14 protein-coding genes are annotated in these 16,358 nt (G+C 75.0%); 5 read left to right on the plus strand and 9 right to left on the minus strand.

Features of this window, described 5'->3' with window-relative positions; translation table 11 throughout:
- Positions 1-521 precede the first annotated feature (521 nt).
- Positions 522-1,544 (minus strand): zinc-binding alcohol dehydrogenase family protein, encoded by a 1,023-nt coding sequence (locus ACJOT3_RS22310; RefSeq protein WP_406975032.1) that lies wholly within the window; start codon positions 1,542-1,544, stop codon positions 522-524.
- Between the two features lie 155 nt (positions 1,545-1,699).
- Here ACJOT3_RS22310 and ACJOT3_RS22315 point away from each other — a divergent pair, with 155 nt between their 5' ends.
- Complete coding sequence (locus ACJOT3_RS22315; protein ID WP_406975033.1) at positions 1,700-3,004, plus strand: L,D-transpeptidase; 1,305 nt, start codon at positions 1,700-1,702, stop codon at positions 3,002-3,004.
- 101 nt (positions 3,005-3,105) lie between these two features.
- Here the strand turns inward: ACJOT3_RS22315 and ACJOT3_RS22320 are convergent, their stop codons facing one another.
- The 3 genes from ACJOT3_RS22320 to ACJOT3_RS22330 form a co-directional block, all read right to left on the minus strand.
- On the minus strand, positions 3,106-3,876 hold the full coding sequence (locus ACJOT3_RS22320; RefSeq protein ID WP_406975034.1) for an isocitrate lyase/PEP mutase family protein: 771 nt from the start codon (positions 3,874-3,876) through the stop codon (positions 3,106-3,108).
- Positions 3,877-3,939: 63 nt separating this feature from the next.
- Positions 3,940-4,209, minus strand: coding sequence for a hypothetical protein (locus tag ACJOT3_RS22325; RefSeq protein WP_406975035.1), 270 nt, complete (start codon positions 4,207-4,209; stop codon positions 3,940-3,942).
- A 40-nt stretch (positions 4,210-4,249) separates the two neighbouring features.
- Complete coding sequence (locus ACJOT3_RS22330) at positions 4,250-4,888, minus strand: TetR family transcriptional regulator (protein ID WP_406975036.1); 639 nt, start codon at positions 4,886-4,888, stop codon at positions 4,250-4,252.
- Between the two features lie 78 nt (positions 4,889-4,966).
- On the opposite strand from ACJOT3_RS22330, the gene ACJOT3_RS22335 reads away from it, so the two are divergent.
- On the plus strand, positions 4,967-5,926 hold the full coding sequence (locus ACJOT3_RS22335; RefSeq protein ID WP_406975037.1) for a zinc-binding dehydrogenase: 960 nt from the start codon (positions 4,967-4,969) through the stop codon (positions 5,924-5,926).
- Between the two features lie 467 nt (positions 5,927-6,393).
- A complete protein-coding gene (locus ACJOT3_RS22340) occupies positions 6,394-6,669 on the plus strand; it encodes a BON domain-containing protein (protein WP_406975038.1) in 276 nt (91 codons plus the stop codon).
- 43 nt (positions 6,670-6,712) lie between these two features.
- Here ACJOT3_RS22340 and gnd read toward each other — a convergent pair whose 3' ends face one another.
- Positions 6,713-8,152, minus strand: a complete 1,440-nt coding sequence (gnd, locus tag ACJOT3_RS22345; RefSeq protein WP_406975039.1) for an NADP-dependent phosphogluconate dehydrogenase — start codon at positions 8,150-8,152, stop codon at positions 6,713-6,715.
- 395 nt (positions 8,153-8,547) lie between these two features.
- Here gnd and ACJOT3_RS22350 point away from each other — a divergent pair, with 395 nt between their 5' ends.
- Positions 8,548-9,534: an aldo/keto reductase gene (locus ACJOT3_RS22350; protein ID WP_406975040.1), complete on the plus strand. Its 987-nt coding sequence runs from the start codon at positions 8,548-8,550 to the stop codon at positions 9,532-9,534.
- 274 nt (positions 9,535-9,808) lie between these two features.
- Entirely contained in the window at positions 9,809-11,554 is a 1,746-nt protein-coding gene (locus tag ACJOT3_RS22355; protein ID WP_406975041.1) for a dihydroxyacetone kinase subunit DhaK, read from the plus strand.
- Between the two features lie 198 nt (positions 11,555-11,752).
- Here the strand turns inward: ACJOT3_RS22355 and ACJOT3_RS22360 are convergent, their stop codons facing one another.
- The 4 genes from ACJOT3_RS22360 to ACJOT3_RS22375 form a co-directional block, all read right to left on the minus strand.
- Positions 11,753-13,219, minus strand: coding sequence for an aldehyde dehydrogenase family protein (locus ACJOT3_RS22360; RefSeq protein WP_406975042.1), 1,467 nt, complete (start codon positions 13,217-13,219; stop codon positions 11,753-11,755).
- A gap of 177 nt (positions 13,220-13,396) precedes the next feature.
- On the minus strand, positions 13,397-14,575 hold the full coding sequence (locus ACJOT3_RS22365) for a thiolase family protein (protein ID WP_406975043.1): 1,179 nt from the start codon (positions 14,573-14,575) through the stop codon (positions 13,397-13,399).
- Complete coding sequence (locus tag ACJOT3_RS22370) at positions 14,572-15,342, minus strand: CoA-transferase subunit beta (RefSeq protein ID WP_406975044.1); 771 nt, start codon at positions 15,340-15,342, stop codon at positions 14,572-14,574. Before ACJOT3_RS22370 ends, ACJOT3_RS22365 begins: the two co-directional genes overlap by 4 nt.
- Positions 15,339-16,193 carry a CoA transferase subunit A gene (locus tag ACJOT3_RS22375; RefSeq protein WP_406975045.1) on the minus strand — a complete coding sequence of 285 codons (855 nt, stop codon included), beginning with the start codon at positions 16,191-16,193 and terminating at the stop codon, positions 15,339-15,341. Before ACJOT3_RS22375 ends, ACJOT3_RS22370 begins: the two co-directional genes overlap by 4 nt.
- Positions 16,194-16,358 lie beyond the last annotated feature (165 nt).

A 16,358-nucleotide genomic window follows, 5' to 3' on the forward strand; every position in this document is an offset into this window, starting at 1 on the left:
CGCCGCCACGGGCGGCGGCCGCCGCCCGTTCCGTAGCCGGCCAGGTGCAGGGCCAGGGCGGTGAGCCCGGCGAGTGCGAGGGCGGTAGGGGTGATGAGGCCTTCGATGGAGATGCCGAACACCTCGAAGATCAGGGCCAGACCGAACAGAACTGCGGCGACGGTGGCCGCCATGATGACCTCCCTGGTCGCGATGGGGCAGAGTGGGGTCCCGTGTACCCTCCGTCGCCCCGGTGAACCCCACCCGCCGTCGGCTCTCCCGTGTTCCCGCTGGTCGGCGCCGCTGAATCCGACGACGGCGGACGCGGCCGTCCCGGGCGTTCGGGCCCGCCGGGCCGTGCCCGGGCATCACCGAGTCGTGTCCGGGGCCCGCCCCGCCTTCGGAATCGCGTGGCTCCCCGGCCCCAGCCCGGCCGCCCCGCACCGGCGCGCAGGCCCCGCCCCGGCCGCCCCGACCCGACGGGCGGGGCCCGGGCGGCCGGACCCCTTCGGGTGACCGCGCCCCTTCGGGTCCCCGCACCGTCAGGCCCCCGGGACCAGGACGGCGGCTCCCGCGAACCGCCCCGCCTTGAGGTCCTCCAGCGCCCGGGGCGCCTCCTCCAGCGGGTACACGGTGGTGGTCACCGACAGCCGGACCGCCTGGGCGACGGCCAGGAAGGCGCGGGCGTCGGTGCGGGTGTTGGAGGTGACGCTGCGCAGCTCGCGCTCCTGGAACAGGTGCTCCTGGTAGTTCAGCGGCGGAACGTCGCTGAGGTGGATGCCCGCCACCGACAGCACCCCGCCCCGGTCCAGGGCGGCCAGCGCCACCGGCACCAGGTCGCCGACCGGGGCGAACAGGATCGCGGCGTCCAGGGGTTCGGGCGGCGCCTCGCGCACCCCGCGCGCGGAGGCCGCCCCCAGGTCCAGGGCCAGGCGGCGGGCCCGTTCCCCGCGGGTGAGCACGTGGACGCGGGCGCCCCGGGCCAGGGCGACCTGGGCGGCCAGGTGGGCGCTGCCGCCGAACCCGTACACGCCCAGCCGCCCGCCCTCGGGCAGCGAGGCGCGTTGGAGGGCGCGGTGGCCGATGATGCCCGCGCACAGCAGCGGCGCCAGTTCGCGGCGGTCGTACCCGGCGGGCAGGGGGTGCACATAGGCGGCGGGGGCCAGGGTGTACTCGGCGTATCCGCCGTCGGTGTCCCAGCCGGTGTAGCGGGAGTCCGGGCACAGGTTCTCGGCGCCGCGAACGCAGAACCGGCAGCGCCCGCAGGTGTGCCGCAGCCAGGCGACGCCGACCGGGTCGCCGACCCGGGGCGCGGTGACGCCCTCCCCGGCCGCGGCGACCTCACCGACGATCTCGTGCCCGGGCACCACCCGGGGCCGGTGGACGGGCAGGTCGCCCTCGGTGACGTGCAGGTCGGTGCGGCACACCCCGCAGGCCAGCACCCGCACCAGCACCTCCCCGGGGCCGGGTGCGGGCACCGGGCGGCGCACGCGGCGCAGCGGTCCGTCCTCGACCGGGCCGGGTGCGGCGACCTCCCACGCGGTCATCTCGTCCGGGATCGGCATGGTCCACCTCCTGCCCCTTTCGTTCCCGCCGTGGGCCGGGAGCGCTCCGGCATGAAGCGAAATATGTCCCGTATTGCCCTGGATAGGCGAACCTTTTCCGTGACCGGGAGTCTTAATAAGGCAGAAGCGTTCTTATGGAAACGAGGACCACCGTGATGGGCACGATCCCCCCGTCGGCACTGCGCCGGTGCGGCATCGCACTGGCCGCGCTCGCGCTCGCCGCCACCGCCTGCACCTCCGAGGGAGGAGGAGGCGAGGGCCCCGGCGGGGACTCCGGCGCCGAGGCCGCGGTGCTCACCATCGCCCCCGAGTCCGGCGCCGCAGGCGTCGCCCCGAACACCCAGGTGACGGTCACCGCCGAGCACGGCACCATCACCGAGGTCACGGTCGACCAGGTGGTGCCCGAGCAGCCCGAGGAAGAGGTCTCCCCGTTCGAGATGACCGGCACCCTCACCGAGGACGGCACCGCCTGGGTCAGCGACTGGACCCTGGCGCCGGGCGCCGACGTGACCGTCACCGCCACCGCGGAGGGCGCGGACGGCGAGGCGGTGGAGCTGGTGCACGAGTTCACGACCGAGGCGGCCGTGGCGGGGCAGCGGCTGGAGCTGGCACGCAACTACCCCAACTCCCACGACACGAACACCGTGGGCGTCGGCATGCCGATCTACCTTGAGTTCGACCTGCCCGTCACCGACAAGGCCGCCGTGGAGAACTCCCTCAAGATCGTCTCCGAGCAGGCCGTGGCGGGGTCGTGGCGGTGGCTCGACGACAGGAGCGTCGCGTTCCGCCCGGAGACCTACTGGGAGCCGTACCAGAAGGTCACCGTGGAGATGCACCTGGCGGGTGTGAGGGCGTCCGAGGGTGTGTACGGGGTGCGGGACTACAAGGTCGACTTCGAGATCGGCCGCGAGCTGCGCATGAGCATGAGCGTGCCCGACCACGAGATGGTCGTCACCGTCGACGGCGAGGAGGTGCGCCGGATCCCCGTGAGCAACGGCGACGGGGCGACGAACTTCTCCACCACCAGCAGCGGCACGCACGTTCTCATGGAGCGGTACAGGACGCTGGTCATGGACTCCAGCACCGTGGCTCTGCCCGCGGGGCGCAACGGGTACAACACCGAGGTGGAGTACGCGGTGCGTACCTCCAACAGCGGCGAGTTCCTCCACGAGGCGTCCTACAACACCGCCATCGGGATCGAGAACCGTTCCAACGGGTGCACCAACCTGCGGATGGACGACGCCAAGTGGATCTATGAGAACACTTTCGCGGGCGACGTCCTGGACACCACCGGCACCGACCGCGTCAAGGAGTGGCACAACGGCTGGGGCTACTGGCAGCTGACCTGGGACGAGTGGCTGGCCGAGAGCGTCACCGGCGAGCCGCACGTCACGGACGGGTCCAACCCGCCCGGATCCCCGTTCGGTACGCAGGGTGACGGGGTCACCGAGGAGGAGTAGGCGGGGACCGCTCCTCGGGGGCGCGGGTCCGGATCGGGCCCGCGCCCCCGCTGTGTTCCCGGTCCCTCCACGCCGCCACGGCCTTCCACACCTGGCCGGGACTACTCCGCGGGCGGGGTGTCCCCGGCGAGGGCCTGCACGTCGCCGTAGGAGATGACCTCGGGCAGTCGGCGCCCCTCCTGGACGGCCAGGGCGGTGTCCAGGGCGCGGTCGAGGGCGGCGCGGTAGAGCAGGGAGCCGGTGCTGATCCGGGCCACGCCCAGCTCGCCCAGGCGGCGGCGGTCCAGTGCCGGGGTGGCCAGGACGTTGAGGGGCAGGGCGATCTCGACGGCGATGGCCTCGATGGCGCCGGGGTCGGCGAGCCCGGGCGCGAACACGCCGTCCGCGCCCGCCTCGGCGTAGGCGGCGAGCCGCGCGAGCGTGGTGTCGAGGTCGGTGCCGCCGAGCCAGTGGACGTCGGTGCGGGCGTTGACGAAGACCGCAGGGGCGGCCTCCTTGATCGCGGTGATCTTGCGGGCGGCCGCGGCCGGGTCGATCAGCTCGCCGCGGGTGCTGTCCTCGATGTTCACCCCGTCGACGCCCAGGGCGGCGACGAACGCGGCGACGGCCGCCGGGTCGTCGGAGAACCCGTCCTCGATGTCGACCGTCACGTACCGGCCCAGGTTCGCGCCGACCAGGTCGTGGGCGAGCCGGGCGGTGGCCTCCCCGGCGCCGCGGGAGGCGTCGGCCAGGCCGTGCGCGGCGGCGACTCCCAGGCTGGTGGTCCCGATGGCCGGGAAGTCCTGCCGGGCGAGCAGCCGGGCCGAGGCGATGTCCCAGGCGTTGGGCAGCACGAACGGTCGGCCGGGCCGGTGGAGATCTGCGAACGTCACGGGGTCGAACGTCATTGGGTGCGCGCCTCTCTGCGAGCGGTTCCTCCCTCGGTAGGGGCCATGCTAGACGGCCGCCCCGGTGCCCGCCCGGACCTCGCCGGGCGCTCGGGCTTCGGGGGTGCGGTCCCATTCCGGGCCGCGGCCTCCGGTGTTCCCGGCCAGGTGGTCGGTCACCGCCGCCAGGGCGGCGTCGCGCCCGGCCCCGGCCGCGCGCAGCCGGTCGGCGAGGCGGTCCCACCCTTCGCGACCGGTCGGCGGCCCCTCCGGGGTCGCGGCGATGTACCCGTTGGTGAACACGATGGCCTCCCGGAAGGAGCCGTCCAGGCCGAACACGGCCGGGCGCCCGCGAACCGCGGCGAAGAGCGTGCGAGGGTCACGGGGGCTGCTCCGTCGTGAGGGTGTGCCCGGGGATCCGGGCGACGCGGGCGAAGGACTCGTTCGCGAGGCGGCGCAGCGCGGCCGGGTCCGGGGCGCCGTCCCGGGACCAGCGCTCGGAGGCCGCGCGCCAGGCCGCGACGAACACGTCCACGGTCAGGCGTGTCATCGGATCCTCCCCGGGCTCCGCGGCCATGCGCTCCCGGAGCGCCTCGGCGGCACGGTCGGTGGTGAGGGCGCAGTGGCGCAGCGCGGCGGCCTGCACGGTCGAGGACGCCCGGATGATGCCCAGGGCGGTCGCGAACCGCGCGTGCCACTGGGTATCGCGGCCGTCGAGCGCGTGGAGCACCACGTCCCTCAGGTCGTCGATGAGCGGGCCGCGCAGCGGGTGTTCGCGGAGCCCGTCGAGCATCGCGTCGAACAGCTCGGCCTCCGGGGCGAGGACCGCCTCCTCCTTGGCTGCGAAGAACCGGAAGAAGGTGCGCTTGGAGACGTCCGCCCGGGCGGCGATGTCGTCGAGCGTGGCGGTGTCGAAGCCGCGCTCCGCGCACAGGGCCAGGGAGGCGGCGACGAGGTCGCGGCGTGTGCGCTGTTTCTTGCGTTCCCGCAGTCCCCCGCGGAGTTCCTCGGTCGTCACGGACCCAGCCTAGCGCGGTCGGCACTCGGGGACATTTGTCACTTGACGACAAATGTCATCGAGTGACAGTATTTTTCCATGCGAGCGCTCAGTGTTGACCACTCCCTTCCCCGACGGCTGCACCTCACCGAGGTTCCCGACCCGGTCCCCGCCCCGCACGAGGCCCTGGTCCGGGTCACCGCCGTGTCCGTGAACCCCGGCGAGGTGAGGGGTCGCCTGCCTCATGTTCCCGACGGCACCGTTCCGGGCTGGGAGGCGGCGGGCGTCGTCCACGCGGCCGCCGCGGACGGGTCCGGGCCGCCCGCGGGCACGCCGGTCGTGACGGTCGGGGAGGGCGGCGCGTGGGCCGAGCTGCGGGCCGTGCCCACCGCGCTGGTCGGGGTACTTCCCGAGGGCGCGGATCCGGTCGCCGCCGCCACACTGCCGGTCGCCGCGGGCTCGGCGCTGCGGGCGCTGCGCGACCTCGGCCCGCTGTTGGGGCGCCGTGTCCTGGTCACCGGTGCGACGGGGGCGGTCGGGCGCTTCGCCGTTCAGCTCGGTACCGCCGCGGGGGCCGATGTCGCCGCCGCCGTGCGGCGTTCCGGACAGGCCGACGACCTCGGCCGGCTCGGGGCACGCGAGGTGCTGACCGGCGGCCCGCCCTTCGCCACGGCGCCCGTGCACGGTGTCATCGAGACCGTCGGCGGGGCCCACCTCGCCGGTGCCTTCGAGCGGCTGACGGCGGGCGGTACGCTCGTGTCCGTGGGCCGCGCCTCCGGCGAGGATGTAGTCCTGGGGCCCGAGGCCCTGCTCGGCGACGCCGGTGCCCACGGCCGGTCGATCCGCACGTTCTTCCTGGCCGACGGCAGCCCCGGCCTGGACGAGGACCTCACCTGGCTCGCCACCCGCCTCGCCGAGGGCCGCCTGGAGGCCGCCGTGGACCACGTCGTGCCCTGGGGCGAGGCCCCCGGGATCCTCGCCGGCCCGCTGCCGAGCGGCAAGCTCGTCCTCACCCTGGAGGACCGAGGCCCCCTCCGCCGACGGTCGAAGCCCGAGTGACCTGGAACCCGGTCACCGCACCAGTCCCCGCGCATCGTCCGCGCCCGACCACCGGACGTCCCACAGCTGCCCCGCCGTGTCCACGACCTCCGGGGCGGGATCGGGCCCTGTCGCCCGTGCCCCCGCCAGGGCGGCGGTGACGGAGACCGGAACGCCCAGCACGGCGGCGAACCCGTGCAGCCGGTCGGCGGAGTGGGGGGTGGCGGGGTGATTCGGGGGGCATGGGGCTCGCTTTCGGTCGGGGGCAGCGTGGTGGCGGGGGGACCGGACCGAAAGGGACAGGGTGGCAGGACCGAATCCCCGGCTCTCACCGGCCCGCGGCAGGGACGAAACACCCCAGAAACCCACGAAGCTCCGCCACCGCCAGGGCGCGGCGGGCGGGCTCTTGGCTCCGGCCACCGGTGACCAGGAGGATGTCCGGAAGCAGGGTGGGCGAGGGTGCCCGCGAGAAGAGGAAGGGGACCGCGATGGCCGGTGCCACACGGAACGCGCTTTCGGACCGACTCATCGGCGCCAAGATCCGCGGGGATATGGCCGAGCGGCTGGGCCTGCCCGAGGAGGCGATCGCGGTCGAGAGCTCCGGCGGGCGGGTGACCCTGTCCTCGGTCCTGCCGGTCACCGAGGCACAGCGGCGGGAGGCGATCGGGATCGCCGCCGCCACCCACGGGGTGACCAGCGTGTCCGCCGAGGGTCTGGACGTGGAGCGGGCCCCGCAGCAGCGTTCGGCCGCCGACGACGGGTAGCCCCCGCGGGACGGCCGGGCCGCCCCGCGGGTCCGGGGGTATCTCAGGCCTCGACCTCGGAGCGGTCGCCGCCCCAGAGGGTGTGGAAGCTCCCCTCGCGGCCGGTGCGGCGGTAGGTGTGCGCGCCGAAGTAGTCCCGCTGGCCCTGGGTGAGCGCGGCGGGCAGCCGGTCCGCGCGCAGCCCGTCGTAGTAGGCCAGCGCCGCCGCGAACCCCGGCACCGGCACGCCCTGGGCGACGGCGACGGATACCACGGACCGCCAGTCGTCCTGGGCCCGGCCGATCTCCTCGGCGAAGCCGCGGTCGGACAGCAGCGACACCAGTTCCGGGTCGGCCTCGTAGGCGGCGGTGATCCGGTCCAGGAACGCGGCGCGGATGATGCAGCCGCCGCGCCAGATCCTGGCCACCGCGCCCGCGTCGATCCCCCAGTCGTACTCCGCGCTCGCGGCGGCGATCTGGTGGAACCCCTGGGTGTACGACACGAGCTTGGACGCGTACAGCGCCTGCTCCACCCGGTCGGCGAACGCCCCCGCCTCGTCCGGCGGCAGCGGCCGCGCCGTCGGCCCGGGCAGCCCGCGGGAGGCGGCGCGCAGGTCGGTGTGCCCCGACAGGGACCGGGCGAACACCGCCTCGGCGATGCCCGACACCGGGACGCCCAAATCCAGGGCGATCTGCACCGTCCAGCGGCCGGTGCCCTTCTGCTCGGCCCGGTCCTGGACCACGTCCACGAACGGCTCGCCGGTGGCGGCGTCCACGTGGGACAGCACCTCGGCGGTGATCTCGATGAGGTAGGAGTCCAGGCGGCCGGTGTTCCACCGCCGGAACACGTCGGCGGCCTGCGCCGGGGTGTACCCGGCGACGTCGCGGAGCAATTGGTAGGCCTCGCCGATGAGCTGCATGTCGGCGTACTCGATGCCGTTGTGCACCATCTTGACGAAGTGCCCGGCCCCGTCGGGGCCGACGTGGGTGACACAGGGGGCGCCGTCGTCGGCCTTGGCGGAGATCTTCTCCAGCATCGGGCCCAGGGACGCGTAGGACTCCGCGGACCCGCCGGGCATGATGCTGGGCCCGTTCAGCGCGCCCTCCTCGCCGCCCGAGACCCCGGCGCCGACGAAGTGGATGCCGTGCTCGCGCAGTTCGCGTTCGCGGCGCCGGGTGTCGGCGAAGTGCGCGTTGCCGCCGTCGACGATCATGTCGCCGGGTTCCAGCAGCGGGGCGAACTCGGCGATCACCGCGTCGGTGGGCTCGCCCGCCTTGACCATGATGACGAGGCGGCGCGGCCGTTCCAGGGCCGCCACGAACTCCTCGGCGGTCTCGGTCGCGACGAAGTCCCCCTCGTCGCCGAACTCCTCGACGAGGGCGCGCGTGCGCGCCGCCGTCCGGTTGTGCACGGCCACCGTGTAGCCGTTGCGCGCGAAATTGCGTGCGAGGTTGCGCCCCATGACCGCGAGGCCGGTGACACCGATCTGAGCCGTAGTGCCCATGGTCGTCCGCTCCTGGACCGAGAATCCGAACGCTCTCGACCGATCGCCGCCCGGCGGGCCGTGGCGCGATCCGTCCGTACTCCTCGGACCCTACAATCGTCGCCCCCCGCGCGGTGGCGTCCACGCGCCAGCGCACCCATGCGAAAAGCCACTCCGGCCCCCGGAATGCCGCCGGGGGCCGTGCTGTTCGCTCCCGCCGCCTCCGTATCGCCACCGGAGCGGGCGCGGGACATCGCCGCCGGAGCGGGGACGGGACGGCCCGTCCTGATGGAGATCGGCGGCCGTATCCCGCAGGATGGGTGACCGGTGCGGGCGGACCGCCGTCCGCGCGCCGCCCACCCGAACACCGGCCGACCGCACACCGCCCACCCGAACACCGCCCGGAGGCTCCTGACGTGACCGCGACCCCGCCGCCCGCGACCCCGCCGCCCGCACCGCCCCTGCGCATCGGCCTGGGGCTGGCCGCCGTCGGGCGCCCCGGATACATCAACCTGGGCCGGGACACGGACCTGCCCGCCGTGCGCTCGCCCGAGGCCCTGCGGGAGCGGGCGTTCGCCCTGCTGGACGCCGCCTACGACCGCGGCGTGCGCTATTTCGACGCCGCCCGCTCCTACGGCCGGGCCGAGGAGTTCCTGGCCGACTGGCTCAAGGCCCGCCCCGGGTCCGCGGACGCGGTGGTCGGCAGCAAGTGGGGCTACACCTACACCGCGGACTGGCGCACCGACGCCGACGTCCACGAGGTCAAGGACCACGGCATCACCGAGTACCGCCGCCAGCTCGCCGAGACCCGCGCCCTGCTCGGCGGCCGGGTCGGCATCTACCAGATCCACTCGGTCACCCCCCAGAGCCCCGCGCTGGGCGACACCGCGCTGCACGAGGAGCTGGCCGGGCTCGCCGCCGAGGGGGTCACCGTCGGCCTGTCCACCAGCGGCCCCCGCCAGGCGGACACCGTCCGCGCGGCGCTGGAGGTGACGGTGGGCGGGCGGCCCCTGTTCGGCAGCGTGCAGAGCACGTACAACCTGCTGGAGCCCTCGGTGGGCGAGGCCCTGGCCGAGGCGCACGCCGACGGCCGCACGGTGATCGTCAAGGAGGCCATGGCCAACGGCCGCCTGGCCGCACCGCACCTGGCGCCGGAACTGGAGCCGGTGGCGGAGATCGCCCGGGAAACGGGTACGACGAGTGACGCCGTCGCGATCGCCGCCGTCCTCGCCCGGCCCTGGGCCGACATCGTGCTCTCCGGGGCCGCCACCGTCGACCAGCTCACCGCCAACCTCCGCGCTGCCGACCTGCGCCTGGACGCCGGGCGGCTGGAACTGCTCGCCGGGCTGGCCGAGCCCGCCCCGGACTACTGGGCGCGGCGCTCCCGGCTGGCCTGGCACTGAACCCGCGCCCCGGGCCCGCGCTCCGGGCCCCACACCGGCGACTGGACCCGCCGGCCGCGCAGCACATCGAACGCTCGACCCGCCGACCGCACAGCACAGCACAGCACAGCACAGCCCACCGAACGCACAGCCCACCGACCACTCGACCTGTCGGCCGCACAGCAAGGTGCACCGAACGCTCGGCCCCCGGTCGCACAGCCCACCGGCCCACCGGCCCACGTACCGACAGCACGCCGATGACCCGTCCCACGTACCGACCAACGGAGCACCGACGATGACCCACTTCCTGCCGTCCGCAGACCCGGTCGCGACCGCCGCGCGCGGGCTCGCCCTGGCCCACCCCGGCCTCATCCAGGTCCACGAGGACCCCCTGTTCCTGCGCGCGAGGACAAGCGCCCCGGGCCGCACCGTCGCCCTGGTCTCGGGCGGCGGCTCCGGGCACGAACCGCTGCACACCGGCCTGCTCGGGCCCGGCGGCCTGGACGCCGTCTGCCCGGGCGCGGTCTTCGCCTCCCCGCACAACCGGCAGATCCACGCGGCCTGCACGGCCGTCGCCAAGGACGACGGGGTGCTGCTCATCGTCAAGAACTACACCGGCGACGTCATCAACTTCGGGATCGCCGCCGAACGCCTGCGCCACGAGGGCGTCCCGGTCGCCACCGTGCTGGTCGACGACGACCTGGCCACCGACGGCGAGGACTCCGCGACCGGTCGCCGCGGCACCGCGGCGACCGTCGTGCTGGAGAAGCTGCTCGGCGCCCGCGCCGACCAGGGCGCGAAACTCGGCGAGCTCGCCGACCTGGGCGCGCGGATCGTGGCGAACTCGCGCAGTCTGGCGGTGGCCGCCCGGGCCCAGACCTCCCCGTCCACCGGGGAGCCGGCGTTCGACCTGGACGCCGGGACCTGGGAGTACGGCGTGGGGATCCACGGCGAGCGCGGCACCGGGACCGTCGAGCGCCTGCCCGTCGGGGAACTCGTGCGGCGGATGGCCGACGACCTGCTCGCGGCGCTGCCCGCCGGTGGCGAACGCGTGCTGGCCCTGGTCAACGGCCTGGGCGCCACCACCGGCCTGGAGCTGCACGCCATCGGCTCGCTGCTGTACGACGTGTTGCGGGCGCACGGCGCCGAACCCCTGGCCGTGGTGCCCGGCACGTTCACCGCGGCCCTGGACATGGCCGGGTTCTCCCTCACCCTCACCCGGATGGAGCCGGAGTGGGTCGGGCTGTGGACGGCGCCCTCGGACACCCCGCTGGTGCTCCCCGCCCGCACCCTGAACGCCGACAGCGCGGCCGCGGCCGTCGTCCGCGGGGACTCCGACGCGGCGCAGCAGGGCTCCGCCGATCCCTCTGCCGGCTCCTCTGCCGGCTCCGCCGCCCCCTCCGGCCGGGCCGTCCTGGAGCGCTTCTCGGCGGCCGTCGCGGAGCTGCGCGACGACCTCACCTCTCTGGACCAGCTGGTCGGCGACGGCGACTTCGGCGACAACCTGCTGGGCGGGGTGCGCCGGGCGCAGGCGTTGAACGGGGCGGGCGGCGGCGGGGTGGAGGCGCTGGCCCGGGCCTTCCTCGACGACGTGGGCGGGACCAGCGGCCCGCTCTTCGGGCTGCTCTTCCAGCAGCTCACGGCGGTGTCCTGGCCCGACGAGGGCGTGCCCGACGCACGGTCGGCCGCCGAGGCGGCCGCGGCGGGCCTGGCCGCCGTGCAGCGGGTCGGCGGCGCCGAGGTCGGTGACAGCACCCTGGTGGACGCGCTCGCGCCCGCCGCCGACGCCCTGGGCGCGGCTGCCCGGAACGGGACGGACGCCCCCTTCAGCGCCGCGGCGCAGGCCGCCGCCCGGGGCGCGGCGGGGACGGCGGACCTGTCGCCCCGGCGCGGCCGGGCCAGCTATGTGGGCGACCGCGCCGTCGGGGTCCCCGACCCGGGCGCCGTGGGGGTGGCGCTGCTGTTCGCGGCGCTCGCGCAGGTCTACGAGCCGGAGGCGGCCGCGGACCTGCCCGACCTGCGGGAGATCGCCGCCCGCTGACCGGGGCCGCCGTGTGCATGTGGCCGTCATGGGGCACGCGGTGGCCGTGTGCACGCGGCCGCCTCGGCGGTACGCGCGACCCGCCTCTGAACGGCGGCGGGCCGCACCGCGGAGCAGTTCAGAGGCGGTGCGGCCCGTGCGCGGGTCCGGTGCGGCCCGAGCCGGTCGGCCGGTCCTGGAACTCGGCCGGTCCTGGAACTAGAACGGGTAGTCCGGGATGTCGGAGCGGACGGTGAGCCACTGGGTCTCGGTGAACGCCTCGATGTTGGCCTGCGCCCCGCCGAACCGGGAACCGGTGCCGGAGTCGCGCCACCCGCCGAACGGGGCGTTCGCCTCGTCCGCGACGGTGTGCTCGTTGATGTGCAGCTTCCCGGTGTCGATGCGGTCGGCGATCCGCATGGCCGCGCCGACCTCGCCCAGCAGGCTGACCGACAGCGCGTACTCGGAGTCGTTGACCAGGGCGACCGCCTCGTCCGGGGTGGAGAACGACAGCACCGGGGCGACCGGCCCGAACAGCTCCTCCCGCCAGGCGGGCATGTCCGGGGTGAGGTCGCGCAGCACGGTCGGCCGGTAGAACAGTCCCTCGAAGGTGCCGCCGGCGGCGAGCTTGCCGCCCGCCTCCACGGTGGCGGCGACGATGCCGTCCACCCGCTTGAGCTGGCCCTCGTCGATGATCGGCCCCAGCGCGACGGCCTCGGCGGCCGGGTCGCCCACGGGCAGGTGGTCGGCCTTGGCCGCCAGCGCCGCCACGTACTCCTCGTACAGGGACTCGTGGACCAGGTGGCGGCCGGTGCTCATGCAGATCTGCCCCTGGTGCAGGAACGACCCCGTCGCCCCCGCCGAGACCGCCTTGGCCAGGTCCGCGCCGGGCAGCACGACCTGGGCGTTGTTGCCGCCCAGTTCCAGGTGGGCGCGCTTGAGGTGGCGGGCGGCGGCCTCGCCGACCCTGCGCCCGGCCGGGGTGGAGCCGGTGAAGGACACCACGCGCACGGCGGGCGCGGCCACCACGGCCTCGCCCACGTCGGCGCCGCCGGGCAGCAGCTGGAGCAGCCCGGCGGGCAGCCCGGCCTCCTCGAAGACGCGGACGATGGACACCCCGCCGGAGACGGTGGTGCGCGGGTCGGGCTTGAGCAGGACGGCGTTGCCCAGGGCCAGGGCGGGCGCCACCGAGCGGATCGCCAGGATCAGCGGGAAGTTGAACGGGGCGATGACGCCGACCACCCCGGCCGGGCGGCGGCGGGCGAACGACCAGTGGTCGTCGTTGGAGGTGAGGACGTCGCCGTGCGGGTGGGTGGGCAGGGCGGCCGCCTCGTGGCATTCGGCGGCGGCGATGGTGGTCTCCGTGGCGGCCTTGGGCGGGATGCTGCCGGCCTCCTTGACGATCCAGCCCTGGATCTCGTCGGCGTGCCGCTCGAACAGGTCGCCGGCGCGGCGCAGCACGGCGGCGCGTTCGGCGGGGGTGCGGGCGGCCCAGTCGCGGCGGGCGGCGTCGGCACGGGTGGCGGCCTCGGCGACGTCGGCGGCGGTGGCCAGGCCGATCTCGCCCAGGACCTCGCCGGTGGCGGGTGCGGTGACGGTGCGGGTGGCGGGCGCGGGCCGCCAGCCGTCGGTGTGGATGCGCGCGGACCAGCGGCCGTCCGCCAGCAGGGTGTCGGTGTCGGTCATGGGTACGGGCCTTCCCGGGGGTCGGTGTGCGGTGGCGGGTGGACGGTTCGGGCGGGTGGCGGTCGGGCGGTGGTCGGGTCGGGCGGCTGCCGGACCTGTCGGTGGTCCGGCCGGGCGGTGGGACGGGCGGCGGGCGGGCCGTGGTCGGGTGGCGGTCGGATCAGTCCGGCGGGCGGGTCAGTCGGCGTGCAGGACGACGGCCAGCCCCTGGCCGACGCCGATGCACAGGGCGGCCAGGCCCCAGCCGCCGCCGCGGCGGCGCAACTGGTGAGCGAGGGTACCCAGGATCCGGGCGCCGGAGGCGCCCAGGGGGTGGCCGATGGCGGTGGCGCCGCCGTTCGGGTTGACGATGGCCGGGTCCAGCTCCTTCCAGGAGCGGATGCAGGCCAGGGACTGGGCTGCGAAGGCCTCGTTCAGTTCCACGACGGACAGGTCGTCCCAGCCGATCCCCGCACGCTCCAGGGCGATCTCGGCGGCGCGCACCGGGCCGATGCCGAACACGTCGGGGTCGACCCCGGCCGCGCCGCGCCCGGCGATGCGGGCCAGCGGCCGCACGCCCAGGGCGTCGGCGGCGGCGGTGTCGCCGATGAGCAGGGCGGCGGCGCCGTCGTTGAGGGGGGAGGCGTTGCCCGCGGTGATGGTGCCGTCCGGGCGGAAGGCGGGCTTGAGGGCGGCGAGCTTGTCGGCGGAGGTGGCGCGGATGGACTCGTCGCGTTCGAGCTCGGCGCCGGGCACCTGGACGATCTCGTCGTCGAACACACCCTGTTCCCAGGCCCGCGCGGCCCTGGTGTGGCTGTCCAGGGCGAAGGCGTCCTGGTCGGCGCGGTCGATGCCGTGGGCGGCGGCCAGGCCCTCGGTGGCCTCGCCCAGGGACACGGTCCACTGCGCGGGCATGCGCGGGTTGACCATGCGCCAGCCCAGGGTGGTGGAGTGCAGGGCGGCGTCGGAGGCGGGGAAGCCCCTGGCGGGTTTGGGCAGCACCCAGGGGGCGCGGCTCATGGACTCCACTCCCCCGGCCAGGGCGATGCGGGCGTCGCCGGTCTGGACGGCGCGGGCGGCCTGGATCGCGGCCTCCATGCCCGACCCGCACAGGCGGTTGACGGTGACGCCGGGGACGGTGGTGGGCAGCCCGGCGAGCAGGGACGCCATGCGGGCGACGTTGCGGTTCTCCTCCCCGGCGCCGTTGGCGTTGCCCAGGACGACCTCGTCGACGGCCCCTCCCTCCAGGGCGGGGGTGCGTTCGAGGAGGGCGCCGATCACGTGGGCGGCGAGGTCGTCGGGTCGCACCCCGGACAGGGCGCCGCCGTAGCGGCCGAAGGGGGTGCGCACCGCGTCGAGGATGTGGACGTCGGTCATGGGTGTGCCTTGGTTCCGGTCAGGGAGCGCAGCACCGAGAGCTCGGTCGCGGTGGGCTCGGGGGTGGCGGCCAGGTCGTCGGCGACCTTGAGGTCCCAGCCGGTGGCGGCGCGGACCCGGTCGACGTCCACGCCGGGGTGCACGCCGGTGAGGACCAGCTCGCGGGTGACCGGGTCGGGTTCGAGGACGCCCAGGTCGGTGATGACCCGGGTGGGGCCGCGGCCGCGCAGGCCCAGGCTCTCGCGTTCGCTCGGGCCGCGGCCGGAGCCGTGGCCGACGGAGGTCACGAAGTCGACCCGGTCGACGAACGCGCGTGCGCTGTGCCGGACGATGATGACGACCTCCCCGCAGGAGGCGGCGATCTCGGGGGCACCGCCCGCTCCGGGCAGGCGCACCTTGGGGTGGTCGTAGTCGCCAATGACGGTGGTGTTGATGTTGGCGTACCGGTCGATCTGGGCGGCGCCCAGGAAGCCGACGTCGATGCGCCCGGCCTGGAGCCAGAGGTTGAAGACCTCGGGCACGGAGACGACGGTGTCGGCGCTCTCGGCCAGCACGCCGTCGCCGATGGACAGCGGGAGGTGGGCGGGGACGGTGCCCAGGGTGCCGGACTCGTAGATCATCCAGAGGTCGGGGGCGTGGGTGCGGCGGGCCAGGTTGGCGGCGGTGCTGGGCAGGCCGATGCCGACGAAGCAGGACATGCCGTCGCCCAGGGCGCGGGCCGCGGCCACGGTCATGATCTCGTCGGAGGTCCAGGTCGCGGTGGTCACAGGGCGGTCCCCTCAAGGGTGGGGGCGGGGTTGGTGGAGGTGGTGGCGGGCGCGGCGGTGGCGGTGAGGTCCGCCAGCCAGGCGGTGAAGGTCTCGCGGTCGCGGCCGACGGCGTCCCAGGCCTTGTAGGCCTCGTTGTCGCGCTCGTAGTAGCCGTGCGCGTAGGAGGGGGCGGCGCCGCCCGGGACCACGCTGACGCGGTCGACCACCCGGGCGGGGAGGACGACCTGCCCGGGGACGGGTTCGAGGGTGTCGACGACCTCCTCGACGGTGACCAGGACCCGGTCGGCGGCCAGGGCGGCCTCCTTCTGGATGCCGACGATGCCCCACAGCTGGACGTTGCCGGAGCGGTCGGCGCGCTGGGCGTGGATGACCGTGACGTCGGGGTTGAGGGCGGGGACGGCGGCCAGTTCCTGCCCGGTGAAGGGGCAGACTACCGCTTTGATGTGGGGGTTGTGCTCGACCAGGTCGGTCCCGCTGTAGCCGCGCAGCACCGCGAAGGGCAGGCCGGAGGCGCCCGCGAGGTAGCGGTTGGCCATCCCGGCGTGGCTGTGCTCCTCGATCTCCAGCGGGACCGGCCAGCCGGTGGTGACGGCGTCGCGGAACCGGTGCAGGGAGCCGACCCCGGGGTTGCCGCCCCAGGAGAAGACGAGCTTGCGGGCGCAGCCGGCGCCGATCATCCGGTCGTAGACGATGTCGGGGGTCATCCGGACCAGGGTGAGGTCGCGCAGCCCCTGACGGATGATCTCGTGCCCGGCCTCGACGGGGATGAGGTGGGTGAACCCCTCCAGGGCGACCGTGTCGCCGTCGTGGACGAGTTCGGCGATCGCCTCGTCCAGTGGCGCGATCATGAAGGACCTTCCGTTCGTATAGCGAACCATTGTTCTCAAAGCGAACAACTGATGAGACCGTAACCCTGTGACCGGACCTCCGTCAAGGTCATGCGGAGCGGAACGGGGGGTCTGCTTTGGGGACGGGGCTCTGCTTTGGGGACGGGGGCTCCGCTCCCGGCGGTG

The organism is Nocardiopsis protaetiae, from assembly GCF_045446735.1.
GTDB classification, from domain to species: Bacteria; Actinomycetota; Actinomycetes; order Streptosporangiales; family Streptosporangiaceae; genus Nocardiopsis; species Nocardiopsis protaetiae.

Coding starts and splice junctions, on each gene's coding strand:
- ACJOT3_RS22310 (WP_406975032.1), bottom strand. CDS start 1,544: ATGCCGATCCCGGACGAGATGACCGCGTGGGAGGTCGCCGCACCCGGC.
- ACJOT3_RS22315 (WP_406975033.1), top strand. CDS start 1,700: ATGGGCACGATCCCCCCGTCGGCACTGCGCCGGTGCGGCATCGCACTG.
- ACJOT3_RS22335 (WP_406975037.1), top strand. CDS start 4,967: ATGCGAGCGCTCAGTGTTGACCACTCCCTTCCCCGACGGCTGCACCTC.
- ACJOT3_RS22340 (WP_406975038.1), top strand. CDS start 6,394: ATGGCCGGTGCCACACGGAACGCGCTTTCGGACCGACTCATCGGCGCC.
- gnd (WP_406975039.1), bottom strand. CDS start 8,152: ATGGGCACTACGGCTCAGATCGGTGTCACCGGCCTCGCGGTCATGGGG.
- ACJOT3_RS22355 (WP_406975041.1), top strand. CDS start 9,809: ATGACCCACTTCCTGCCGTCCGCAGACCCGGTCGCGACCGCCGCGCGC.
- ACJOT3_RS22360 (WP_406975042.1), bottom strand. CDS start 13,219: ATGACCGACACCGACACCCTGCTGGCGGACGGCCGCTGGTCCGCGCGC.
- ACJOT3_RS22365 (WP_406975043.1), bottom strand. CDS start 14,575: ATGACCGACGTCCACATCCTCGACGCGGTGCGCACCCCCTTCGGCCGC.
- ACJOT3_RS22375 (WP_406975045.1), bottom strand. CDS start 16,193: ATGATCGCGCCACTGGACGAGGCGATCGCCGAACTCGTCCACGACGGC.